Consider the following 23,916-nt stretch of genomic DNA (forward strand, 5'->3'; position numbering starts at 1 on the left):
GTTTGGTGTATAGATAACCACACCAAAAACAAAATACTATACACTAAAAACTAAACTCTTAAACTTCTAACCTACTAAACTTTATTATTTTGTTAAAAAATCCATTTCAAGTAGCCATAACATTTTCTATTGTTGCCTTAATCATTAAGCTGATTATTTTCTCGTTAAACATGCAGCATGGCGATATGGAAAACTACATTCGTTACATATACATGTTATTATTGCTGGTTACCATATTTTTTGGAATGAGAAGCAATAAAATTGCAGAAGGCAACCAAACATCGTTTATTCAAGATTTTAAAGCAGGAGCAAGAACGGCTGCTTTTTTTGCAGTTATTGTTGCAGTAATCACTTATGTGTACTACGCTAAAATAGACGCTAATTTTTTTGTGTTAATGCAAAACGAAAAAATTGCTGTTTTAAATGAGAAAGTTACTGAAATGATTCAGGCAGGATCATTTAGTAAAGAGGCATTGGTTGAAACTTATTTTAATCAGTTGTTTGGTATAAAAACCATGTTATCACCTTATTTCCAAGCCATGTGGACCATGTTTGGATTGGTTTTTATGGGATTGTTTAATGCCTTGGTTTTTGCCTTGCTAATGAAAAAAATGCCTGGATTTAAGTAATAAAAAAGTGAACTCTCACTTTAATAATAAAACCACATAGTTACATAGGTTATAATGCTGTAAGAAACACTTTAGATTTCATAGCTCTCCCGATTTATCGGGAGCATCTATTGTTCTCCTAAAAGAATCTTTATAATAGTGGTGATTAGATTAAACTATGTACCTATGTGGTTACGTTTTAATTAATTTTTGTTTGCTAAAATTAAAACACTATCTCGTAGCAACAATGCTCTTTATCAGGGTATTTTACCTTAACCGTTAAATTTTCAAGCAAATCTTTTATAATTGAAAGACCAAGTGTTTGTTGCTTGAGTTTTTTATCAAAATCAAACGATTTACCATTATTACTAATCGTTAGGGTTACTTTTCCATTCAAAGATTTTAATGTGACTAAAATATGATAATTACTATCGCTTTGATTACCATATTTAATGCTGTTTAAGAGGATTTCTGTAACCGCCAATCCAATATGTAAAGCATCTTTCGAACTCATTTCAAGGTCAACATTTTTTATTTCGCTAATTATTTTAACTTGATTAAAAGAGTGTTTAAATTCATCGGTTAATTCTCGAATGTATTCAGCTAATTTTACAGTGGTATAGTTATGTGTATGATGCAGTAAATCATGAATTTTGAGCATAGCCATTACTCTTTGCTCAAACTCAGTCAACACTTCGGGTACTTTAGCATTTTTTTGTTGGTTTTTAGCCAAACGAAGTAAACTTATTAATATGGATAAATTATTCTTAACTCGATGGTTAATTTCTTTAATCAACAATTCTTTTTCTTTTAATGCCAACTCTAATTGTTGTTGAGCAACTCTGCGGTGTCGGGCTTCTAAATTCGACGCTACAACAATGGCTAAACTCATGGCAAATGTTTGGTCTTCTTCGGTAAATACACGTTCTATTTTTCCGGTTTTTTCAAAGCAAAAAACACCAATCAATTCTCCCGAAATCCGCAAAGGAATATCCATTAACGAAATTACTTCGTTTGGAATGGAATAGGTATTGTTGAACTCGTTGGTATAAGGGTGTTCGAGTACATTTTTTATGGTTATTATTTTATTTCTATTAATGGCTTTAAAATAATTGGGACAATTTTGTTGATGGATAATGCTGTTTTTAGAAAATTGTTTTGTCCTTGTATCGTATTCTCCAATAGAAATAATGGCATCTTTTTGTTCATTAAATAACCAAACGTTGGTACGCTCAATTTTTAAAACGGTAGTTATACGTTTTGCAAACTCAAGCATCAATATCATCCCTTTTTAAGGTGTGCAGATTTGATGCACTATCTAATTCTTCTAAAAGGTTAATGGGTTCTTGAATCATATTTTTAATATAATAAGTCCTAATTTACAACAAAGATACTATTGTTTCCAAATTTATTTTTCCCTATACAGCTGTAAAACAGAGAGGTATAAAATTGTTTTTAGTAGTGATTTAGGTAGTAAGCAGAGAAATAGTTGTCTAAAAAATAGATAAAAAAAAATATATGATTACTTTAGCTAACCATGAACGATGCCATTAAATACAACTTCCTAAAATCAGCGTTAACAATTGAAAATTCGTTGATGAGTTTAACCGACTTTTATAGTTGGTTGGAAGAAAAGAAAAAAGAAACCCATCATAAAATTACAGCTATCCCTTTTTCTGAAATGGTGAATTGGGATTTCAATGCTGAAACAGGTAATTTAGAACATTCATCGGGTAAGTTTTTTTCTATTGAGGGCATACACATTAAAACCAATTGGGGTAATGTAACCGAATGGTCGCAGCCCATTATTAATCAACCTGAAATTGGATTTTTAGGCATTATCACTAAAAAGATAAACGGAGTATTGTGTTTTTTAATGCAAGCCAAAATTGAGCCAGGGAACATTAATGCCGTTCAAATTTCACCAACATTACAAGCAACCAAAAGTAATTACACACAAGTACACAAAGGTAATCCGCCAGCATATTTGGAGTATTTTTTAGATAAACGTAACGATGTAAAAGTGCTGTTAGACCAACTACAATCGGAACAAGGAGCTCGATTTTTAAAGAAAAGAAATCGTAATATTATTGTTGAGGTAACCTCTGAAGTGGAGTTAAAAGAAAATTTTTGTTGGTTAACCTTGGGTCAGATTAAAGAATTACTTACACACGACAACATCATTAACATGGATACTAGAACTGTTATTTCTGGTATCCCGTTTGGTGATATTACTACTTTGGCAAGTGTGGAAAATTACCACAAAGCCGATACGTATGAGAATGCCTTGCTGTTGTCGGAGTTGGATACCAAAAATGCTTTACACTCCATCGAAGATATTATATCGTGGATAACCAAATTAAAATCGTTCGCCGAATTAGAAGTAGAAAGAATCCCGTTAAATTCGATTAAAGATTGGCAAAAAGATGATTATTCGATTTACCACAAAGACAAAAAATATTTTTCGGTCATTGCTGTTCGAGCAGAAATAGGAAATAGAGAAGTAAGTAGTTGGACTCAACCTTTGGTTAAATCTGCTCAAGAGGGTATGATTGCTTTTATCATTAAAAAAATAAACGGCGTTTATCATTTTCTGGTGCAAGCCAAATTAGAGTCGGGCAATTTTGATATTATCGAGTTGGCACCAACTGTTCAGTGCTTAACAGGTAATTACCGTAAGGGCTTAAACGAATACGAAGTAGCGTTTTTAGAATACGTGTTGGAATCAGAAAAGTACAATGCTAAAGTTCGGTACAACACACACCAATCGGAAGAAGGTGGAAGATTTTTTGAAGAACAAAACCAAAACATGATTGTTGAAGTGGGAGAGGAGTTTAACAACCATTTGCCCGACAAATACATTTGGATGACCTTAAACCAGTTGAAGTCGTTTATCAAGTATAACAATTACCTTAATATTCAATCGAGGAGTATACTCTCGGCAGTGAAGTTTATTTAGATAGAAATATCTCCATTACCATTCCTGTGCATGCAGGAATCCAGTTTTAATGATCTTTTTGGTTTCCTTGTCAAGCAAGGAATGAAATTAATTTAAAAATGGATTTTTGTGATTTAAAATAATGTTCTGTTTTTTATGGAAACATTATCTAAAACAATCTCCCCCTGCTTAATTTCAAAACATTCAAATGGGTCGTTGGTATTGAGATAAGGCGAATCTAAATCAGCCATGTGACACTGGGAGGCAAGTACCGCAGCAGTATATACGCCCAACGACGATTCCGACATACAACCCATCAACTTCATAAACTTTGTTTCTTTATTGATTTGTTCAGCAAAATGAAGCATTTGTTGTGCCTGAAACAGCCCTCCACATTTCATTAATTTGATGTTTACTCCCGAATACGCTTCGTGGTATTGTACCAAATCATTGTATTGTTGAATGGATTCGTCGGCGATAATGGGCAAGGAGGTTCGTTGTTTTAGCCAATAATGTCCGTCGTGGTTGGTATCTTTTAACGGTTGTTCAATTAATATGCAATTTAGTTGCTCCAATTTTTCGATGATTTTGATAGCTTCTTCTTTGTTTTCATAACCTTGGTTGATGTCAATACAAAAAGGCAAGTCCGTTTGGTTTCGTATGGCTTTTACAAAATCCAAATCGTCACTTTTTCCCGTTAGCTTTAGTTTGAAATGGGTAAAATGTTGCGATAAATCCAGTTTTTCATCTAAAAACGGTAAATCGTTTTTGGTAATGGTTAAAGTGAGTTCGGGTGTTGAGGTGGGTTGCTCAAAAAAATCAATAAGTCGTTTTCCTTTTGCTTGAGCATACCAATTTAATACAGCCGATTGTAAAGCTGCCGAAGCTGATGGATTTTCTTTACAAAAAGGAATGTTTGTTGGATTTTCAAAAGGGTTCGTTGCAAGCAATTTAACCACTTTTTCGTGTTGCTGTTCAACCCATTTTTTAACCGATTCAAAGGTTTCTTTTCGGTAGGGCGGTAACGATGCTTCGCCATAAGCTACCATACCCTCCAACTCCAATTTTATAAAAGCCAACTGCGTACCTGTTCGTGTACCATGTGCTAAAGCAAAAGGATGAATAAATTCTAGGAAATAGGGGTGGATGCTTAGTTTCACAAGGTAAAATTACAATAAAAGGATATTTCAACACACATTAATAATGAGTCCGTTATTTTCATCTATTTCATCAAATATTGATTTCAATTTTCTAATGGTTTCATTCAAAAGGTCAGTATTGTAATTGTAATATTCTCCATTTAGCTCTTTGCAGAAATTCTCAAAATCAGAAATAAAGTCTGACTTGTTAATTTTGTTTAAAATGGATTCAATATCATCCTCAAGGAGAATAATAACAAAGGAGTTTCTGTTAATTGAAAGAGTTTTTGAGTAGTTATTCAACCCTTCTTTGAATTTCAAATTATCAACTAAATAAACAAAGAAGTCGGCAATTATATGTGCATTCAAGTCAGTCTTTAAATACTTGGTTGTTTCTTCTAAATAGTCCATATATTTATCAGTCACTTTTCCCAACCAATTAACTTTAGTTTTTGAAGCTTCGACTAACTCATTGATTATGTTGTCAATGTTATATTTACGTATATCAACTATTAATCCCATTTTTAAATTAACTTATTTATATATGGTTTCTCTATTTTCAAATGTATTGAAAATTAACCAAAAGCTAATCATTAGCCTCATAGATTATTATCAACTCTTTTTTACTATTTTTATGCTTTCGAACAAAAACGATGAATAAACTAAAAATAGGCGTTTTAAGTTGTGCCAACATTGCTAAAAGGAGTGTTGTACCTGCAATTTTAGCTATACCAGAATTGGAGTTGGTGGCTATTGCCAGTAGAACGGAACAAAAAGCCAACGAATTTGCTAGTGCGTTTAATTGCGAGGCTGTGGTGGGTTATCAGCAATTGTTAGACAGGAAAGACATCGATGCCATTTACATGCCTTTGCCAACGGGTTTGCATGAAGAATGGGTGTTAAAAGCATTGGAAGCAGGTAAACACATTTTAATAGAGAAATCGTTAGCCATGAGTTATGCTTCGGCTCAGGTGATGGTGCAAAAAGCCAAAGAAAAAGGTTTGCTCATCATGGAAAACTTTATGTTTTTGTATCATGGTCAGCATACATTTGTTAAATATTTAATAGCTCAAAATAAAATTGGCGAATTGCGTTGTTTCCGTAGTTCTTTTGGTTTTCCGCCATTGGCAAACGATAATTTTAGGTACAACAAGGTTTTAGGTGGTGGTGCTTTGCTCGATGCTGCAGCCTATACGGTAAGAGCCAGTCAGTTGTTTTTAGGCAACGATTTAACGGTGGCTGCATCAAACTTAAACTACGAAAATACCGTAGTAGATATTTATGGCGGAGCGTATTTAAAATCTAAAACCGGAGCATTTAGCGAAGTGGCTTTTGGCTTCGATAATTTTTATCAATGCAATTACGAATTGTGGGGCAGTAAAGGTAAAATTACAGCACAACGAGCATTTACTCCTGGTGCAGATTTTAAACCAAACATCACTTTAGAGGTTCAAGGAGAAGTGTTTAATTACGAGGTGGATGCAGAAAATCATTTTGTGAACATCTTAAATGAATTTAAACGTTGTATCTTTGAGCGCGATATGGAAAGCAAATACGTGGAGATTTTAAATCAAAGCCGATTGTTGCAAGAATTAAAAGATAAAAGTAAATTATAAAAGATTACATGCAAGAAACCTTAAATACAAGTTGTAGAATCTGTTATGGAACAGATACTTTTTTAAAAAATCAACGCATGTCGTTGTACAAGTGCAACACTTGCGACCATACCTATACGGTTATTCCAAGAGCTGAAGAAGAATCGTACAGCGACGATTATTATTTAACGGTACACAAAAATTGGTTTGCCAACCCTGATTTTGCTTTGTTTGAAAACGTTTACGAAACCGCAAAAGGGTTTTTAGGTAACGACAAAATTAAATTGGCTGATGTAGGTTGTGGACAAGGTGCTTTTTTAAAACACCTTCAGTCAAAATACAAAAACGATGCACCAGAATTGAATGGTATCGATATTATAAAAAATGAGCATCCAGGCATCAAATTTGAATCGGGCGATTTTTTAGAAATGGAATTTAAAGAAGGGTATAACATCATTACCAGTTTTATGGTTATTGAGCATGTTATCGACCCACATTTGTTCATTAAAAAAATGGCTGAATCCATTACGCCAAATGGTGTAATTGTGGTAAACACAATTAACAATGGTAGCTTAATTTATCGTGTGGCTAGGTTTTTAAATAATTTAGGATTTCCCACTGCTCACGATAGGTTGTACAATCACCACCATTTACAGCATTATACCAATAAATCGTTAATTAAATTGTTGGAAATGCAAGGTTTAAATGTGGTTAAGGTAAAAAACCATAACTATCAGTTAAAAGCGGTAGATACTCCAGAAAGTAATGCCTTGGTAACAGGAATTTATAAATTGATGGTTGCAACAATGTTTGCCATTTCAAAACCATTGAATTTAGGTCACCACCAAACCTTATATTGCACAAAAAAATAAGATGGAAACAAACGTCCACATATCTATAGTTAGCCCTGTTTACAGAGCGGAAAATATAGTAGATAAATTGGTGGAGCGTATTGTAGCTTCGGTTTCTCAACTTACTGATAGTTTTGAAATTATTTTGGTGGAAGATTGTGGTCCTGATAATTCTTGGCAAAAAATTGTAGAAAATTGCAACAAAAATCCAAAAGTAAAAGGCATAAAATTGAGCCGAAATTATGGACAACAACATGCTATACAAGCGGGTTTAGATGCGAGTAAAGGCGAGTATGTAATTACCATGGATTGCGATTTACAAGATAAACCTGAAGAGATTTACAAACTGTATAACAAGGCAAAAGAAGGGTATGAAATTGTTTGTGCTAGCAGACAAAACCGTCAAGACGATTTCTTTAAAAAAATATTATCCAGAATTTTTTATAGCACCTTAGGTTACTTAACCGAAACCAAGCAAGATAGAACAGTAGCCAACTTTGTGTGTTATCACCGTAAGGCAGTAAATGCTTTAGCGTTGGTAAAAGACCATAACCGATATTACCCCATGTTGCAGCAATTGATTGGATTTAATTACACGAAAGTAGAAATTGAACATGCCGAACGCGAAGATGGTAAGTCGTCCTACTCTTTCAAAAAAAGATTGCGTTTGGCTATGGATACCATTTTAACTTTTTCGGACAAACCTTTGCGTTTAGCGGTAAAATTTGGAGTGTTATTATCAATTATTTCTATAATAGCCGCAATTGGTATGGTTATTTTGTATATATTTAGCAATGTAATTGTTCCTGGTTGGTCAAGTATTTTGCTTTTACTTTCATTTTTATCAGGAACCATTATTTCAGTTTTAGGTATGGTGGGTTTATATGTTGGGCGAACTTTCGAGAGCGTTAAACAACGACCAACGTACATTATTAATGAAAAGATTAACTAATTGAAAAAATGGACAATTCTACTGGTTGTTATTTTTTTAGGTTTTGGCATAAAATCTAATGCCCAAACATTTGCCCCAAAAGATTTTTATTTAGTCGATTCACTTGACTTAAAAGAATTAACACCTCAAGATCGAAGTTTAATTGATTCACTTCTTACCGAATACCATAAATCTACTAGTGATTCTTCAAGATTAAACCTGCTTACCATTATTATTTCCGATTGTGAACACGAGATTTGGATAAACTACAATGAAATTCTTCTTCAAGAGGCAAATGCGTTAATTAAAAAAAATAAAAAGAGTAAATCAGCACTTAAAATCTATAAAAAGTATTTAGCTTCTGCTTATAACAATTATGGCTTCTTATATTTTAAGGAAGATGATCTTGAAAAAGCAAAAATTTATTTAAACAAAGCTATAGAGGTAAGTCGAGAAATTAACAATAACGATGTGGTTCCAACAGCCTTGAATAATTTGGGTTATATCAATAAACTTCAAGGAGATATTTTAAAAGCATTAGATTATTATCATCAATCACTTAAGTTAAATACTGAGTTGAAAAACGAAAGGGAAATGGCTTTAGCACTGAATAATATTGGTGGTATCTATTTTAAACAAAATGATTTAGACAAAGCATATAAATATTTTTTCGAAGCATTATTGTTAGAGAAAAAAAGTGGAATTCCAAAAGGTGTAGCTAGGCTTTATAGTAATATAGGATCAATTTACATGAAGCAAAATAAATTGACTGAAGCGCTTGATTATTTTAATCAATGTCTTAAAATATACAATGAAATAGGTAATTTAAGTGGAGTTGCTGCAACCACAACAAAGATATCATTGGTTGAAATGGATTTGTATAAATCTAATAATGAAGAACAACAGATAGATTTAAACAAAGTATTAGCCAAACAAAAAAGTGCTTTAGATTTATTTAAACAAATTAATGAAACAGACAATCAATCTTATGGATATGCAAATATTAGTAGGACATATATTGCTTTGGGAGATATCAAACAAGCTTTTGAAAATGCTCAGCAGAGTTTTGCTTTAGCCAAAGAAATTGGATATCCAGAAGCATTGAAAAACGCAGCAGAATTAATGAAGGAGTTGTACCTCAAAAAAGGTGATTATAAAAATGCCTATATGATGCAAGAATTATTCTTCACGATGCAGGATAGCGTAAATAGTCAATCTATTAAAGAGACATCGTTACAAAAGCAATTTCAATATGAATATGAAAAAAAATTAATTGCAGATAGTATTAAAATTGCAGAGAAGGATAAGGTTAATAAAGCAGAATTATCTGTTAAAGATGAACAAATAAAACGACAAACTACACAACGATATGCTTTGTTTGGAGGAGTAATGATACTCCTAATTTTTGGAGGCTTTACTTATAAACGATACAAGGTTAGTCAAGGACAGAAAAAAATTATTGAAGAACAGAAAGAGATAGTAGAAATAAAGAGTAAGGAAATAACCGATAGTATTAACTATGCCAAGCGGATTCAAGATGCTATATTGCCTTCTTCAACCGAATTGAAAAAACATTTAAAAGATGGTTTTGTACTGTACTTACCAAAAGATATTGTTGCTGGCGATTTTTATTGGATGGAAGTATTAAAAGATTCCATTTTGTTAGCTGCTGCAGATTGTACAGGACATGGTGTTCCAGGAGCAATGGTAAGCGTAGTTTGTAACAGTGCTTTAAATAGAGCTGTTGGCGAATTTCATTTAACTCAACCAGCCGAAATTTTAGATAAGGTTAGAGAATTGGTTATTGAAACCTTTGAGCAAAGTGGTGAAGAAATGGAGGTTAGAGATGGAATGGATATTTCGTTGGTTAAATTTGGTAGAAATTTGGTTTTAGATAGTGCTATTGAATGGGCAGGAGCAAACAACCCATTATGGATAGCGAGAAAAGGCAGTAGCGAGCTACTAGAATACAAACCCAACAAACAACCTATTGGAAGACACTTTAAACAAGATCCTTTTAAAAATCATACCATTGAATTGCAAAAGAACGATACCATTTACCTGTTTACGGATGGATATGCTGATCAATTTGGTGGAGATAAAGGAAAAAAAATGATGTACAAACCATTCAAAGAATTACTACTTTCTATTCAAGATAAAACGATGGATGAGCAAAAAATTGAGTTAGAACAGTTTTTTATGAATTGGAAAGGAGAGTTAGAGCAGGTTGACGATGTTTGTATTATTGGGGTTAAACTTTCCTAAATTGTTTTTAAAGAAATAGCATTAGCACATTTTTGCCCATCAATAGCAGCAGAAACAATCCCTCCTGCATAACCCGCACCTTCACCACATGGATATAAACCTTTTAGTTCGGGGTGTTCCAACGTTTCGTAATCTCTTGGAATTTTAACAGGTGATGATGTTCTGCTCTCAACAGCAACAATAATAGCTTCTTTGGTTAAGTAACCGTTTATTTTTCTTCCAAAAGCTTTAAAGCCTTCTTGTAAATGGTAAACAATTTTCGGAGGCAAAATTTCATGTAAAGGAGCTGAAATTACTCCTGGATTGTACGAGCATTTAGGAAGATTAGATGAAGTCTTGTTATTAATGAAATCTATCAATCGTTGTGCTGGAGCAACCTGACCAAAATTGGTTTCGGCATTATTTTTTCCACCTATAAATGTAGCTCGTTCAACAGATTCTTGAAACTTTAATCCAGCTAATGGTCCAAAGGCTTTAAACTGTTCAATATCTTCTTGCTCAACAGTAACTACAATTCCCGAATTAGCAAAAGGGTTGTTTCGTTTTGATGGAGACCAGCCGTTGGTAACAATTTCGCCAGGAGCAGTTGCACAAGGGGCAATTATACCGCCCGGACACATACAAAAAGAAAATACACCGCGTTGTTTAACTTGATGAACCAACTTGTAAGAAGCAGGAGGTAAATATTCACTTCTAATATCACAATGATATTGAACTTGGTCTATTAATTCTTGTGGATGTTCTACTCTTACTCCCAAAGCAAAAGGTTTAGATTCAATTAACACCTTCATTTTGTGTAAAAGATAAAAAATATCTCTAGCAGAATGCCCTGTTGCTAAAATGGTGTTATCTGCCAAAAAAACATTGTTGTTCTGGTCAACGACTCCTTTTAGATGATTGCTTTCAATTTTTAAATTAACTACTTGTGTGTTGAAATGTATTTCACCACCGTATTGTAATATGGTTTCTCTTATTGCAGTAACAACTTGAGGGAGCTTGTTTGTACCAATGTGAGGGTGAGCATCAACCAAAATGTTTTCTGTTGCTCCATGTTCTACTAAAATGGTTAAAATTTCGTCGATGTTGCCACGTTTTTTTGAGCGGGTATAAAGTTTGCCATCAGAAAATGTACCAGCACCACCTTCACCAAAACAATAATTAGAGTTTGGATTTACCACTTGATCTTTAGAAATAGCGGCTAAATCTCTTCTTCTGCTTCTTACATCTTTTCCTCGTTCTAAAACAATTGGTTTAAAGCCTAATTCAATCAGTTTAAGTGCAGCAAACATTCCTGCAGGACCAAAACCTATCACATTAACTTTTGGTTTATCAGTAACATTTTGATAAATGGTTTGTTTTATGGTGGAAGGAATGGTCTCGTTAATATAAACTTCAACTTTTAAATTGAATTTAACAATGCGTTTACGTGCATCAATGGAGCGTTTAATTACTCTAAAATCAAACTCTTTCTTACGGATTTGATTACCAATAATCGTTTTTAATAAAACTTCATTAGCAGCTTCTTCGGGTAAAACAGAAATTTCTATGATTTGCATTGACAAAAAATTATCCTTCAAAAGTAAAGGAAAGCAAGAACATTTTAGATTTTAATTTGTCGATTGGGTCAGAAAAAGCATTGGGTTCTCTAACATGAATATCGTTTAATCCATAACTCATTTTTAGCTCTAAGCCAAATTTGAAATATTCTAGATAAAAATCAGTTCCAAAACCAATTTCTCCCATAAAATCGTGTTTTCCCAATTTTACAAAAATGTCGTTTAAATTGGTGCTATTATTTTGTGCTGATGCATTTGATGCTAAATCTAAACTGTAAGAAGCACCACCAATGATATAAGCGCTGAAGTTATTAAGCCTGGCCGATTTTATTTTAAGGTTTAAAGGAAAGTTAATTAAAGTTGATTCGATGTCTTTGGTGTAGGTTTTATCACCTTCAAAAGTAGTAAAGGTGTATATTAACTTACGTTGCGAAAATGCCAAATTTGGTGTAAAACGTAAACCAAAATATTCGCCAAGGTGCATTTCAGAAATAATACCCAGATTAAAACCTGTAGTACTTTGAGGTTCGAGAATTAATAAAGAATCGGAATTAAATGTAGGGGGATACCGAGTTAAACGGAAATCGGCAGAATTTATACCGATTAAAAAGCCAAAATGCATAAACCGATGTTCAAACTTGGGTAAATTCAAAGTAGTCTTTTCTTGTCCAAACATCGAAATAGTAAGGATTAGCAGAAGAAAAGTGAGTATTGATTGTTGTTTAAACATGAAACCTAAACGAATCTTTTATGGTTTTATTTACTCGCGTAATAAATTGATGCAATTCCAAACATCAACGGCATATTTTTAATTTCTTTATAACCTAATTTTGATAAAATTTGGACAAATTCTTCTCCTTCAGGAAAAGCATTTACCGATTCTGGTAAATAAGTATAAGCGGCATTGTCTTTAGAAACTAATTTGCCAATACCTGGTAAAATATTGTTGAAATAGAAATTATAAACTTGTTTAATTGGGAATTTTTTAGGTTTCGAAAACTCTAAGATAACGGCTTTACCATTAGGCTTTAACACCCGTAACATTTCGGTTAACCCTTTTTCTAAGTTTTCGAAATTTCTAACGCCAAAACCAACCGTGTAAGCATCAAAATAACCATTGTCGAATGGTAAGTTTTCAGAATCGCCCAATTGTAAGTCTATTATTGAATCAACTCCTTTTGCTTTAATTTTATCTTTCCCCACGGCTAACATACCCTCAGAAATGTCGATTCCAATAATTTTGGTTGGTTTTAATGATAATGCTTCTAGTGCAAAGTCGCCAGTGCCAGTTGCAATGTCTAGCATTACTTTTGGTTGATGAGGTTTTAATAATTTGATGGCTTTTTTCCTCCAAAGTATATCAATTCCTAGTGATAAAAAATGATTTAGAAAATCGTACTTTTTTGAGATGTTGTTAAACATCGTTGCAACTTGTTCTTTCTTTCCGCCTTGTTGTTCTTTGTAAGGAATAACCGTCATGCTTGAGTTGAAGTGATATAAATTAATAAACCAAATAAATTAGGTTACAAATTTAGTTATATTAATTTTATTAAAGCCTCGGCCAAAAGTTCTTCTTTTTTGATGGGAACTACACCCACTTTTTCGCAAACAATACCTCCTGCTAAATTGCTTAAAGCTGCAATGGTTTGTATGGGTTGTTTTAAAGCTAAACAAAGTGTTGCAACACTTATTACGGTATCTCCAGCACCAGAAACATCAGAAATATTTCTAAGGTGTGCTTTTTCGTGGTGTTGTTTGGTTTGGTTAGCAATAAAAACACCGTGTTCTGATAATGTTATAAAAGTAATATCGTTGTTGAGGTGATTGTTTAATAGGTTAATGGCATCGTTAATTTCAGTTAATTCTTTCGGATTAATCTCAATATTCAAACCCTCTCGTAATTCTTTTAAGTTTGGTTTAAACAACGATACATTATGGTAATGCAAGAAATTCCGTTTTTTTGGGTCGACCGTTGTAGGTATTTTTTTCTCATTGCAAAGCAAAACAATTTTGTCAATTACTTGTTGTGAGATAATGCCTTTGTCGTAATCTTCAAAAACTACAGCATCAATTTTTTTTGAGTTAATTAGTGAAGTGATTTTTTCAATTAACAATGTTTTATCGTTGGAGTCTAATTCCTTATCCATTTCAGCGTCAACACGTAACATTTGATGATTGTTGCCAATTATACGTGTTTTAACTGTTGTAATTCTGTTGTTACTGTTCAGAATTCCTTCGTTTGATAATTGTTTTGATTTCAATAAACTATCAAACAATTTAGCATCATCGTCATTGCCAATAACAGAACATAAAATTGGGTTTGCTCCAAGTTCTTGAATGTTTAACGCTACGTTAGCAGCACCACCTAAACGATTTTCTTTTCGTTGAACCGAAACTACTGGTACAGGTGCTTCTGGAGAAATACGATCTACTTTACCAAAGTAATAAGAGTCAATCATTACGTCACCAATAATCAATACATTTAGTTTGTTAAAATTGTCGAATAAGGATATGATGTCTTGTTTGTTCAAAGCGATTTTATTTAAGAAGAGCTAACGTATTTTTCATTCGTTTAATTGCTTCAGTCAATATTTCTTCTGATGTAGCATAAGATAAACGGATACAATCTGGATTACCAAAAGCATCGCCAGAAACCATTGCAATTAAACCTTTGTTTAACAAATACATCGATAAATCATCTGCATTATGAATGGTAGTTTCACCATCTGTTTTACCAAAAAAGTATGAGACATTTGGGAATACATAAAAAGCACCTTTGGGCACGTTTAATTTTAATCCAGGTATTTCGCCCATTAATCTCAATACTAAATCCCTACGACTTCTAAACGCTTTTTGCATGGGCTCAACCAATTTTGGGTCGGCCTCTAATGCTGCTTGAGCAGCTTTTTGCGCAATACTACAAGTTCCAGAAGTAAACTGTCCTTGCATTTTGGTGCAAGCATCGGCAATCCATTTTGGAGCACCAATGTAGCCAATTCTCCAGCCTGTCATAGCAAAACCTTTAGAAACCCCATTTACAGTTACCACTTGCTCGTTAATAAAATCAAATTGAGCAATGCTTTGGTGTTTGTCTAAAAAATTAATGTGTTCATAAATCTCGTCAGATACAATAATAATATTAGGGTGTTTGGCTATTAATTGAGCAATTGCAAACAACTCGTCTTTTGAATATACTGAACCACTAGGATTACATGGAGAGCTAAACCACAACATGCGTGTTTTTGGTGTTATAGCAGCTTCTAATTGTTGAGGAGTAACTTTAAAATCGTTTTCAATACCCGAATGAATGGTTACTGGAATTGCCTCAGCAATTTTAATCATATCGTGGTAACTAACCCAATAAGGTGTAGGTAATAAAACCTCGTCGCCTGGATTTAAAATAGTTAACGCCAAATTGGTTAACGAATGCTTAGCACCTGTAGAAACCACAATTTGTTCTGGTGAATAATCCAAGTTGTTATCTCGTTTAAATTTTAAAGAGATGGCTTTACGCAATTCTGGATAACCAGGAACAGGGGTGTAATGTGTATAGTTTTCGTCGATGGCTTTTTTTGCTGCATCCTTAATAAAATCTGGAGTAGCAAAATCGGGTTCACCAATACTTAAACTGATAATGTCTTTACCTTGAGCAATTAATTCTCTACTTAATCTCGCCATGGCAAGGGTTTGCGATTCGCTCAAGCTGTTTATTCTGTTGGATAAAATATGCTCCATATATTCAATTGATAAGGAACAAAACTAATAAAATAGTTATTATCTCTTTATTTATCTTAAAGAATATAACATAATCGACTGTTTTTTATATTTTTATGGATTACAATTAATAGTGGATTTGAAAAACAAATTATTCATATTATTTCTTTTGACCCTGATTATAGGTTTTAATGAAATTACCTATGCACAAGAAGAGAATCTTGATTCATTAATACGTTATGGCAAAAAAACAAAAAATGATTCTATTCTTGCATATAGTTATGATTCAGCTGCTCGTAACATTAAGCGGTCAAATTTAGATTCGGCTTATAAACTTGCTAAAATGGGTTTAGGTTATGCAAAAAAAATGAATAATCAGCTCTATATTTCTGATTGTTACAACACATTAGGAGTACTAGATAAGGATTATGGAAACTATGAAGAATCATTAAAGCATCAAAAGTTAGCATTTTCACATGCCTTAAAATATAAGGGTAATTCCGATTATCAGCAATTGAATGCATTATCTTCAATGGGTATGATTTATTGGAATCAAGGCAATTATTCTCAGGCTTTAGAAATTTATTATAAAAACTTACTTGTTGCTAAAAAGAGCAATGATAGTGTTCAAATAGCACGAATACTTACTAATATGGGAAGTGTATATTTTGATCAAGGTTTAAATAATAAAGCATTAGAAAAATATTCGGAAGCATATAATTTGGTTGTAAAGCTTAATCATGTTTTTGGTCAATGCTTACTACTAAACAATTTAGGAAGTGTTTACTACCAACAAAAAGACTACGAAAATGCAAGTAAAAACTATTTTGCTTCATTAAAAATATCTGAACAAATTGATGATATTGAGGGAATTGCTGTTTCATACATTAATATTGGGTCTTTATATTTTGAACGACAACAGTACGATTCGGCTTTAGCAATACATAAAAAAGCATTAGCAATTCGAGAAGAAATGCATCACAAAGATGGTATTTCATCTGCTTTAAATGAGATTGGTAAAGTTTATTGTGAGCTTGGTAATTTAAAGCTAGCGGTTCAGTATAGTGAAAAATCATTAAAAATTGCTGAAGAAATAGAGGCATTAGATTATATAAAATCTGCTCACGAAGCATTGTATAAGTCGTATGATAAAATTGGAAATCAACCAAAAGCGTATTTCCACTACAAAGAATTTATTACCATAAGAGATAGTTTAAATAATGATGAAAATAGAAAAAAAGATTATAGAAATGAGTTGGATTTTGAATACCAATCAAAACAATACAAAGATTCTATTGAGCAGGTAAAAAAAGACTTTATAATCAATCAGAAACTTGAAACCGAAAAAATTAAAACAGAATCGCAACGTAAATTAACCATCTTGTTTAGCGTTAGTTTTCTTATCATGATTTTGTTATCCATTTTTATTTATAGAGGTTATAGAACTAAAAAAATGGCCAACATTATTATTCAACAACAAAAAAAGGAAGCCGAAGAACAACGAGACATCATCCAAGTTAAAAATCAAGAGATTTTGGATAGTATACAATATGCTAAACGGATACAAAATGCCATTTTACCTTCTAATAAAGTTGTAAAAGAGTATTTACAAGAAAGCTTTATCCTTTATAAGCCTAAAGACATTGTAGCGGGAGACTTTTATTGGCTGGAAAGCCCATCCACAACCCTTCCCAAAGGGAAGGGAGTCTCTCCCCCTTCGGGGGAGTCGGAGGGGGCTATTGTTTTATTCGCTGCTGCCGATTGTACTGGGCATGGAGTTCCAGGTGCTATGGTTAGTGTGATATGCAATAATGGATTGAATAGGAGTGTTAGAGAATACGGCTTAACCGATCCGGGAGAAATTTTAAATAAAACCCGAGAAATAGTTATTGCAGAATTTGAAAAAAGTGAAGATGAAGTAAAAGACGGAATGGATATCGCTTTGTGTAGCTTAGAAGGAAATACGTTAAAATATGCAGGAGCCAACAATCCACTTTGGATAATTAGACCAACACGTCATTCCGCACTTGATGCGGAATCTGTTGATATTGAGGGTCAAGCCCATAATGACGATTTCGAATTGATTGAAATTAAAGCCGATAAACAACCCATAGGGAAGTTTGATGAATTATTGCCATATACAACACATACCTTTGAATTACAACAAGGAGATAGTATTTATATTTTCTCGGATGGATATGTGGACCAATTTGGTGGAGAAAAAGGTAAAAAATTTAAAGCAGCAGCTTTTAGAGCATTATTGCTTTCCATTCAAGATAAAAAAATGGAAGACCAACGAAGTTTAATTGATGAAGCATTTGAAGTTTGGAAAGGAAGTTTAGAACAAATTGATGATGTTTGTGTAATTGGAGTTAGAATATAAAAGTATAGTAATTTTACAATATGAAAAAATCAGTTGTTTTTGGAGCAAATGGTTATATAGGCAGACACCTTGTTTATTATTTAAATAAGCAGGGACAACAAGTTTTAGCTACTGATGTTGCTCAAACTTCTATTGATGACAATCAAAAGTATGTGCCAATTGATATTACTAATGCAAATGCAGTTGCTGCGCTGGATTTTGATGTAGATTATATTTATTGTTTTGGAGGTTTAACAGGGACTAACGTTGGTTTTGATAAGTACAAAGATTTTGTTGAGGTTAATGAAATCGGGTTATTAAATATTTTAAATCACCATAGAAATTCTAAATCAAAATCTCGAATAGTGTTTCCTTCAACCCGTTTGGTTTACAAAGGACAACAAGATGTTTTTCTGAAAGAAGATGACCAAAAAGAGGCCTTAACCATTTATGCTCAAAATAAATTGAGTTGTGAAGAATATTTAAAACAATACGCCACTAATTTTAATATTGATTTTACCATTTTTCGAATTTGTGTGCCTTATGGAAATGTTTTTGATGATAAATTCTCTTATGGTACCGTAGGTTTCTTTTTAAATAAAGCTAAAAACAACGAAATCATCACACTTTTTGGTAAAGGCGAATTACGTAGAACGTTTACACACGTAGAAGATATTTGCAATGCTATTTTCGAAACATTGAAACAAGTGCAGTCAAAAAACAACATTTTTAATATTGGAAGTAACGACAATTTAAGTTTGTTAGAAGTAGCTAGTTTTTTTGCTGAAAAATACAAAGTGGAGATTACATTCAATTCGTGGCCAGAAAGTGCACTAAAAATAGAATCAGGTGACACTATTTTTAACGATGATAAATTAAAAACGACCACCAAATTTGAATATCAACACTCCATTAAAAAGTGGATTGAAAACCTATAGTTAGTTGTTTTTCTTAACAACGTAGTACGATTGAAACGTAAAGAAGTCGTTAATAAAAGGAATTGCACCAATTAATTTAGATAGTTTGCGGGTTTTAAAACCAAATTTGTATTCGTAAATTGGTGCAACAAAGTATTTTACCTGTTTTAAAATGGTATAATTATTTTCTTTACAAATTTTCTCAAAACGGCTGGTAGAAATTCCAGTTTCTTTTATTTCCAACAAGCCTTCAATTACTGAATCGTTTTCACCAAACATTTTTAAAACCAATTTATATAATGTTTTAGGAAGTAAATGGTAATAAGGTAAATTAGCCAATAACTTCGATTTTGCACATTGTTGATGCCCACCATAAGGCATCCTCCAAGCAGGAAAACCAAAAAATATCACCCCCTTATCAGCTAAAAAATGTTCTACTTGCTGCATAAATTTTTCTTGGTTGTGAATGTGTTCAATTACATCTTTTAAAATAATCAAATCAAATTTTGGGTTAAAACCATTTGGGTCAATATCATAAATATTTTGGTTGATGAATTTCACTAAACCATCATTAACCTCTTCTTTCATAAATTCATTTGCCAATTCAACGCGAGCCAATTCAAGTTCAATACCAGTACAAACACAACCTAGCTCTGTAAATGCTTTTAATACACCGCCTTCTGAACTGCCTATTTCAAGTACTCTATCTCCAGCTTTAGGAGTGTATACATTGCCTAAAAACGGAATAATAGAGTCTCTAGAGTTGAGGTACTGTATTTCAAAATATTTTGGTTTATCAGCGTATAATTTTCCCATTCAGTAGAAACGTATTTAGATTGCGAATTTAGTATTTATAACTAAAACATAGATAATTTGAAAAATACAAACTTTTAGTGCTTAATTCAAAACCACCAATTTCAAGAAAGTTATTATCTTCGTGAAAAATAAGTAAAGGACAAAAATGAGTAAGAAAGATAAAACACAAGTTTCTGCGGCTGCTGATGTGAAAAAAGAAAATAAGGGTTCATTTTCTTTAAACGACCTAAACAATAAAACGCTTTGGATTTTTACAGGAATACTAACCATTGTCTACTTTATATTTTCTACTTTTTCTGATGGTTTTTATATGCATGATGAACCCATGTTTTATTTGTATGCAAAGGAACTATTGCAAAGCCCACAAGAATCTCTACTTTCTTTCCAAAAATTAGGTTACATTTTATATTTAGCGTTACCATCGCTTGGTGGGTTTACTTTTTTACATTTCTGTAACAGTTTATTATCAGCGGTTACAGTAATGTACTCCTATAAAATAGTCCAAAAATTAGGGGGTAAAAATTCATTTCTAGTATTCTTTATTCTTGGATTACAACCATTGTGGTTTATGTTGGCTTTTAGAAATTTTTCGGAATTTCTTACTGCATTTGTTTTGGTTATGGCTGCGTGGAACCATTTTAACAAAAAATACATTTTCGCTGCATTTTTAGTCTCTTATGCCGCACTAACCCGACAAGAATATCATATTCTACTTGGATTGTATTTTTGGATATTAGTTTTTAAGAAACAATGGATAGCAGCATTGAGTACAGGGGTTTTAACAGTTCTTCATAACTTTATGGGATACTTTATTACCGACGATATTCTATATCTACCTAATCAAGTTATAAAGTATTCTCACGAAAACAATAGCGCGTACCCAAAACGTGGGTTTGATTACTACTTTATTATGTCTAATGTAGTTTTTGGAGCAACTTCTTTGGTATTATTTATTAATTATATTGGTATTTCTATTTTAAAGAAAAAGCTACCCAATTTGATTTTACTTATTCCAGTTTTGATAACATTTTTACTGTATTGTGTGTTTAATCATACCACTTGGGATATTGGTGTTGGTGGAGGAAATTTAAGGTATGTATTGCCAATAGCACCGTTTATGGTTATTTTAGGAGTGCTTTCAATTGATGAAATTGCAGAGTATGGAAAAAAATATTTAATACTTATATTTCTATTGCCGTTGTTGTTATTGATAACCATTTACCAAACATACGACCATGATTTTATGAAGTTGTTAGAGGATGGAGATAGGTATTGGATGCCATTTGTATTAGCATTAGCAACTATCGTTATTTTAATGTTGCCATTAAAAAGCAAGCAATACTTATTAACCTTTGGATTAATATCAGTAATACTAATTGTATCAACAGCTCGGACATTTAACTTAAACCCTGAAGATGCAACCATGAAAAAAGCGGGAGAGTGGTTTTCTAGATATTTAGAAAAGAACAAAAATGTAGAAGGAGCTCTATTTACCGAAGATTCAAGAATAACTAGTGGACATATTCTATTTTTCTATTATTCAAATAAATACAAAAGTGATTATAAAAATAGACCAGTTATAGACATTACCAAAGAAGTTACGGATACACTCAAAAAGGGAGATATAGTAGTCTGGGATTCTCATTATGGTTATCGACCTGAATTAAGACCAACAAGTCAGCCTTATGATTATTACGATAAAAATCCTGATTTTGAAAAAATTCAATATTATCAATCAAAAGACAACCGTTTTTTAATTGCATTTTTTAGAAAAGTGAAAGACTAAATTTGCATTTTTTAACGTTTCTAAACTTGTGTTGTTTTGCTTTAATCCTATATTTGCCGAATGTTAAAAAATAAGGCACTCTTTTTAATTTCTTTTTTGCTATTTCTTGTAGGGTGTAGTAAGTATCAACGTTTGTTAAAAAGCGATGATTACAACGCTAAATATGAAGCAGCAATTGCCTTGTACGATAAAGGTAAATACGAAAGAGCATTGCCATTATTAGAAGAGCTTGTTCCGCTTTTTAGAGGAACTGACAAGGCTGAAAAAGTATATTTTTACTATTGTTATACCAATTACAATTTAGACTTTTTATACGAGGCAGCTTATCATTTTAAGAAATTTTCCACTACATTTCCTAACAGTACACATGCAGAGGAAACCTTGTTTATGAATGGATATTGTCGTTATTTGCTTTCTCCAATTTCATCTTTAGATCCTACTGAAACTTATACGGCTTTAAACGAATTGCAATTGTTTGCCAATACTTATCCACAACATCAGCTATTAGATTCTACTAACAATTTAATGGATAAGTTGAGAAGTAAATTAGAAGTAAAATCATACGAAAACGCTAAACAATACTATCAAATTTATGATTACAAAGCTGCAATAGTAGCCCTAAACAATACCTTACGTGATTTTCCCGACACCAAATTTAATGAGGAAATAGCGTTGTTATTACTAAAATCAAACTATTATTTAGCTGTAAATAGTATTAAAGAAAAAAAATTACAAAGATTTGACGATACTATCGAAGCTTATCTTACCTTTGTCGATTCTTTTAAGGAAAGCAAATACTTAAAAGAAGCAGAAAGTTTATACAATAAAGCATTAGAACAAAAAACTAAGTTGAACCAAGAAAATTTATAAAGATGAATTTCAAAAATACAAATGCAGAAGCTTCAACAATTACTCGTAACATGAACGAAATAGAAGCAGTTACTGGTAATATTTATGAATCGTGTGTGATTGTTTCTAAAAGATCGAACCAAATTGCAGTTGATTTAAAAGAGGAACTTACGGGAAAACTTAATGAATTTGCTTCTAACACAGATAATTTAGAAGAGATTTTTGAAAACAGAGAACAAATAGAAATTTCTAGGTTTTACGAAAAACTTCCTAAAACGAACGCTATTGCTCTTAAAGAATTTTTAGAAGACAAATTGTTTTTTAGAAATCCATCTCAAGAGAAATAATACTCAACCAATTTCATGTTAAAAGGCAAAAACATACTTCTGGGTATTTCTGGAGGAATTGCCTCGTATAAAATTGCTACATTAACTCGTTTGCTTAAAAAATCTGGAGCCAACATTAAAGTAGTAATGACACCTGCTGCAAAAGAGTTTATAACACCATTAACATTATCTACTTTATCAGAAAACCCAGTTTATTCCAGTTTTGCTGACAAACAAACAGGCGAATGGAATAGCCATGTGGAATTGGGTTTGTGGGCAGACGTAATGGTTGTAGCTCCGGCTACGGCAAATACAATAGCTAAAATGGCTAATGGTATTTGCGATAATTTATTGTTGGCTACATATCTTTCGGCTAAATGCCCTGTTTTTGTTGCTCCAGCTATGGATTTAGACATGTATTTGCACCCAACAACTACTAAGAATATTAATACACTTAAAGAATTTGGTTATACCATTATTGATGCGGTAGATGGAGAATTAGCAAGTGGGTTGGTTGGAAAAGGTAGAATGGAAGAGCCTGAAAAAATTGCCGAATTACTACGCGATTTCTTTAAATCAGAACAGCTTTTAAAAGGTAAAAAGGTTTTAATAACAGCTGGACCAACCTATGAACAAATTGACCCAGTTCGTTTTATTGGAAACAATTCTTCTGGTAAAATGGGGGTTGAATTAGCCAAAAAGGCATTAGATTTAGGTGCTGATGTAACATTAGTAATCGGTCCTAATAAACAAGTAAAGGTGGATGGGATTAATTGGATTGACGTTAAATCTGCCGAAGAAATGTATAATCAGGTACATAAACATGTAAAAAAAGCAGATATTGTGATCATGTCGGCTGCTGTTGCTGATTTTAAACCAAAAAAAGTCAGTAAGCAAAAAATCAAAAAGAATAACGCTGATTTAATTATTGATTTAGAACCAACTCAAGATATTTTAAAATCGGTAGGTAATATAAAAACAAAAAATCAGTTGTTGGTTGGATTCGCGTTGGAATCAAATAATGAATTAGAAAACGCAAAGACTAAATTAAAATCTAAAAACTTAGATTTAATTGTGTTAAACTCATTAAACGATAAAGGTGCTGGGTTTGAATTTGATACCAATAAAGTTTCTATCATAGATAATAGTAATAAAGTTGACAAATTTGAGTTAAAATCTAAATCAGAAGTTGCTCACGACATTTTTAATAAAATAGTATCTTTACTGAAATAGATTTAAGTTGGTTTCCAACATCTAAAATTT

General features: G+C 32.5%; 21 protein-coding genes. 12 read left to right on the forward strand and 9 right to left on the reverse strand.

The annotated features are described in order from the left end of the window. Positions 1–89 precede the first annotated feature (89 nt). A complete protein-coding gene (locus H6589_03430) occupies positions 90–629 on the forward strand; it encodes a DUF4199 domain-containing protein (GenBank protein MCB9173636.1) in 540 nt (179 codons plus the stop codon). 202 nt (positions 630–831) lie between these two features. Here the strand turns inward: H6589_03430 and H6589_03435 are convergent, their stop codons facing one another. Further along, entirely contained in the window at positions 832–1,884 is a 1,053-nt protein-coding gene (locus H6589_03435) for an ATP-binding protein (GenBank protein MCB9173637.1), read from the reverse strand. A gap of 261 nt (positions 1,885–2,145) precedes the next feature. On the opposite strand from H6589_03435, the gene H6589_03440 reads away from it, so the two are divergent. Continuing rightward, entirely contained in the window at positions 2,146–3,567 is a 1,422-nt protein-coding gene (locus tag H6589_03440; protein MCB9173638.1) for an NDP-hexose 2,3-dehydratase family protein, read from the forward strand. A 113-nt stretch (positions 3,568–3,680) separates the two neighbouring features. On the opposite strand, the gene H6589_03445 is transcribed toward H6589_03440, so the two are convergent. Next, on the reverse strand, positions 3,681–4,706 hold the full coding sequence (locus tag H6589_03445; protein ID MCB9173639.1) for a hypothetical protein: 1,026 nt from the start codon (positions 4,704–4,706) through the stop codon (positions 3,681–3,683). A gap of 27 nt (positions 4,707–4,733) precedes the next feature. Beyond that, positions 4,734–5,207: a hypothetical protein gene (locus tag H6589_03450; protein ID MCB9173640.1), complete on the reverse strand. Its 474-nt coding sequence runs from the start codon at positions 5,205–5,207 to the stop codon at positions 4,734–4,736. 131 nt (positions 5,208–5,338) lie between these two features. Between H6589_03450 and H6589_03455 the strand changes: the two genes are divergently transcribed. The 4 genes from H6589_03455 to H6589_03470 are packed head-to-tail and all read left to right on the forward strand — an operon-like array spanning position 5,339 to position 10,327. Then, positions 5,339–6,301, forward strand: a complete 963-nt coding sequence (locus tag H6589_03455; protein ID MCB9173641.1) for a Gfo/Idh/MocA family oxidoreductase — start codon at positions 5,339–5,341, stop codon at positions 6,299–6,301. Positions 6,302–6,309: 8 nt separating this feature from the next. Further along, positions 6,310–7,152: a class I SAM-dependent methyltransferase gene (locus H6589_03460; GenBank protein ID MCB9173642.1), complete on the forward strand. Its 843-nt coding sequence runs from the start codon at positions 6,310–6,312 to the stop codon at positions 7,150–7,152. A 1-nt stretch (position 7,153) separates the two neighbouring features. Next, on the forward strand, positions 7,154–8,083 hold the full coding sequence (locus tag H6589_03465; protein ID MCB9173643.1) for a glycosyltransferase family 2 protein: 930 nt from the start codon (positions 7,154–7,156) through the stop codon (positions 8,081–8,083). Then, on the forward strand, positions 8,084–10,327 hold the full coding sequence (locus H6589_03470) for a tetratricopeptide repeat protein (protein MCB9173644.1): 2,244 nt from the start codon (positions 8,084–8,086) through the stop codon (positions 10,325–10,327). Here H6589_03470 and H6589_03475 read toward each other — a convergent pair. From H6589_03475 to H6589_03495, 5 genes are all read right to left on the reverse strand, one after another. Continuing rightward, positions 10,324–11,883: an FAD-binding protein gene (locus H6589_03475; GenBank protein MCB9173645.1), complete on the reverse strand. Its 1,560-nt coding sequence runs from the start codon at positions 11,881–11,883 to the stop codon at positions 10,324–10,326. The genes H6589_03470 and H6589_03475 overlap by 4 nt on opposite strands. Positions 11,884–11,893: 10 nt before the next feature. Further along, a complete protein-coding gene (locus H6589_03480; GenBank protein MCB9173646.1) occupies positions 11,894–12,559 on the reverse strand; it encodes a PorT family protein in 666 nt (221 codons plus the stop codon). Between the two features lie 80 nt (positions 12,560–12,639). Beyond that, complete coding sequence (gene ubiE / locus H6589_03485; GenBank protein MCB9173647.1) at positions 12,640–13,362, reverse strand: bifunctional demethylmenaquinone methyltransferase/2-methoxy-6-polyprenyl-1,4-benzoquinol methylase UbiE; 723 nt, start codon at positions 13,360–13,362, stop codon at positions 12,640–12,642. Positions 13,363–13,418: 56 nt separating this feature from the next. Then, on the reverse strand, positions 13,419–14,399 hold the full coding sequence (locus H6589_03490; protein MCB9173648.1) for a D-glycero-beta-D-manno-heptose-7-phosphate kinase: 981 nt from the start codon (positions 14,397–14,399) through the stop codon (positions 13,419–13,421). Positions 14,400–14,421: 22 nt separating this feature from the next. After that, complete coding sequence (locus tag H6589_03495; protein ID MCB9173649.1) at positions 14,422–15,618, reverse strand: pyridoxal phosphate-dependent aminotransferase; 1,197 nt, start codon at positions 15,616–15,618, stop codon at positions 14,422–14,424. A 148-nt stretch (positions 15,619–15,766) separates the two neighbouring features. Here H6589_03495 and H6589_03500 point away from each other — a divergent pair, with 148 nt between their 5' ends. Both H6589_03500 and H6589_03505 read left to right on the forward strand, forming a co-directional pair. Next, a complete protein-coding gene (locus H6589_03500) occupies positions 15,767–17,980 on the forward strand; it encodes a tetratricopeptide repeat protein (protein ID MCB9173650.1) in 2,214 nt (737 codons plus the stop codon). Between the two features lie 20 nt (positions 17,981–18,000). Then, complete coding sequence (locus H6589_03505) at positions 18,001–18,897, forward strand: NAD(P)-dependent oxidoreductase (protein ID MCB9173651.1); 897 nt, start codon at positions 18,001–18,003, stop codon at positions 18,895–18,897. Here the strand turns inward: H6589_03505 and H6589_03510 are convergent, their stop codons facing one another. Then, a complete protein-coding gene (locus tag H6589_03510) occupies positions 18,898–19,692 on the reverse strand; it encodes a class I SAM-dependent methyltransferase (GenBank protein MCB9173652.1) in 795 nt (264 codons plus the stop codon). It abuts the gene before it with no gap. Between the two features lie 145 nt (positions 19,693–19,837). Between H6589_03510 and H6589_03515 the strand changes: the two genes are divergently transcribed. The 4 genes from H6589_03515 (at position 19,838) to coaBC (ending at position 23,886) form a co-directional block, all read left to right on the forward strand. Then, positions 19,838–21,478 carry a hypothetical protein gene (locus H6589_03515; GenBank protein ID MCB9173653.1) on the forward strand — a complete coding sequence of 547 codons (1,641 nt, stop codon included), beginning with the start codon at positions 19,838–19,840 and terminating at the stop codon, positions 21,476–21,478. A 96-nt stretch (positions 21,479–21,574) separates the two neighbouring features. Beyond that, on the forward strand, positions 21,575–22,348 hold the full coding sequence (gene bamD / locus H6589_03520) for an outer membrane protein assembly factor BamD (GenBank protein ID MCB9173654.1): 774 nt from the start codon (positions 21,575–21,577) through the stop codon (positions 22,346–22,348). A gap of 2 nt (positions 22,349–22,350) precedes the next feature. After that, a complete protein-coding gene (locus H6589_03525) occupies positions 22,351–22,674 on the forward strand; it encodes a DNA-directed RNA polymerase subunit omega (GenBank protein ID MCB9173655.1) in 324 nt (107 codons plus the stop codon). A 15-nt stretch (positions 22,675–22,689) separates the two neighbouring features. Next, complete coding sequence (gene coaBC / locus H6589_03530; protein MCB9173656.1) at positions 22,690–23,886, forward strand: bifunctional phosphopantothenoylcysteine decarboxylase/phosphopantothenate--cysteine ligase CoaBC; 1,197 nt, start codon at positions 22,690–22,692, stop codon at positions 23,884–23,886. The last annotated feature ends 30 nt before the right edge of the window (positions 23,887–23,916 follow it).

It is taken from the genome of Flavobacteriales bacterium (genome assembly GCA_020635795.1).
Classification (GTDB): Bacteria; Bacteroidota; Bacteroidia; order Flavobacteriales_E; family Vicingaceae; genus Vicingus.

Bases quoted from the DNA above. Each gene is read 5' to 3' on its own strand.
- H6589_03440 (MCB9173638.1), top strand. From the start codon at position 2,146: ATGAACGATGCCATTAAATACAACTTCCTAAAATCAGCGTTAACAATT.
- H6589_03460 (MCB9173642.1), top strand. From the start codon at position 6,310: ATGCAAGAAACCTTAAATACAAGTTGTAGAATCTGTTATGGAACAGAT.
- H6589_03510 (MCB9173652.1), bottom strand. From the start codon at position 19,692: ATGGGAAAATTATACGCTGATAAACCAAAATATTTTGAAATACAGTAC.
- H6589_03480 (MCB9173646.1), bottom strand. From the start codon at position 12,559: ATGTTTGGACAAGAAAAGACTACTTTGAATTTACCCAAGTTTGAACAT.
- ubiE (MCB9173647.1), bottom strand. From the start codon at position 13,362: ATGACGGTTATTCCTTACAAAGAACAACAAGGCGGAAAGAAAGAACAA.
- H6589_03455 (MCB9173641.1), top strand. From the start codon at position 5,339: ATGAATAAACTAAAAATAGGCGTTTTAAGTTGTGCCAACATTGCTAAA.
- H6589_03495 (MCB9173649.1), bottom strand. From the start codon at position 15,618: ATGGAGCATATTTTATCCAACAGAATAAACAGCTTGAGCGAATCGCAA.
- H6589_03450 (MCB9173640.1), bottom strand. From the start codon at position 5,207: ATGGGATTAATAGTTGATATACGTAAATATAACATTGACAACATAATC.
- H6589_03465 (MCB9173643.1), top strand. From the start codon at position 7,154: ATGGAAACAAACGTCCACATATCTATAGTTAGCCCTGTTTACAGAGCG.
- H6589_03505 (MCB9173651.1), top strand. From the start codon at position 18,001: ATGAAAAAATCAGTTGTTTTTGGAGCAAATGGTTATATAGGCAGACAC.
- H6589_03515 (MCB9173653.1), top strand. From the start codon at position 19,838: ATGAGTAAGAAAGATAAAACACAAGTTTCTGCGGCTGCTGATGTGAAA.
- coaBC (MCB9173656.1), top strand. From the start codon at position 22,690: ATGTTAAAAGGCAAAAACATACTTCTGGGTATTTCTGGAGGAATTGCC.
- H6589_03435 (MCB9173637.1), bottom strand. From the start codon at position 1,884: ATGCTTGAGTTTGCAAAACGTATAACTACCGTTTTAAAAATTGAGCGT.
- H6589_03475 (MCB9173645.1), bottom strand. From the start codon at position 11,883: ATGCAAATCATAGAAATTTCTGTTTTACCCGAAGAAGCTGCTAATGAA.
- H6589_03525 (MCB9173655.1), top strand. From the start codon at position 22,351: ATGAATTTCAAAAATACAAATGCAGAAGCTTCAACAATTACTCGTAAC.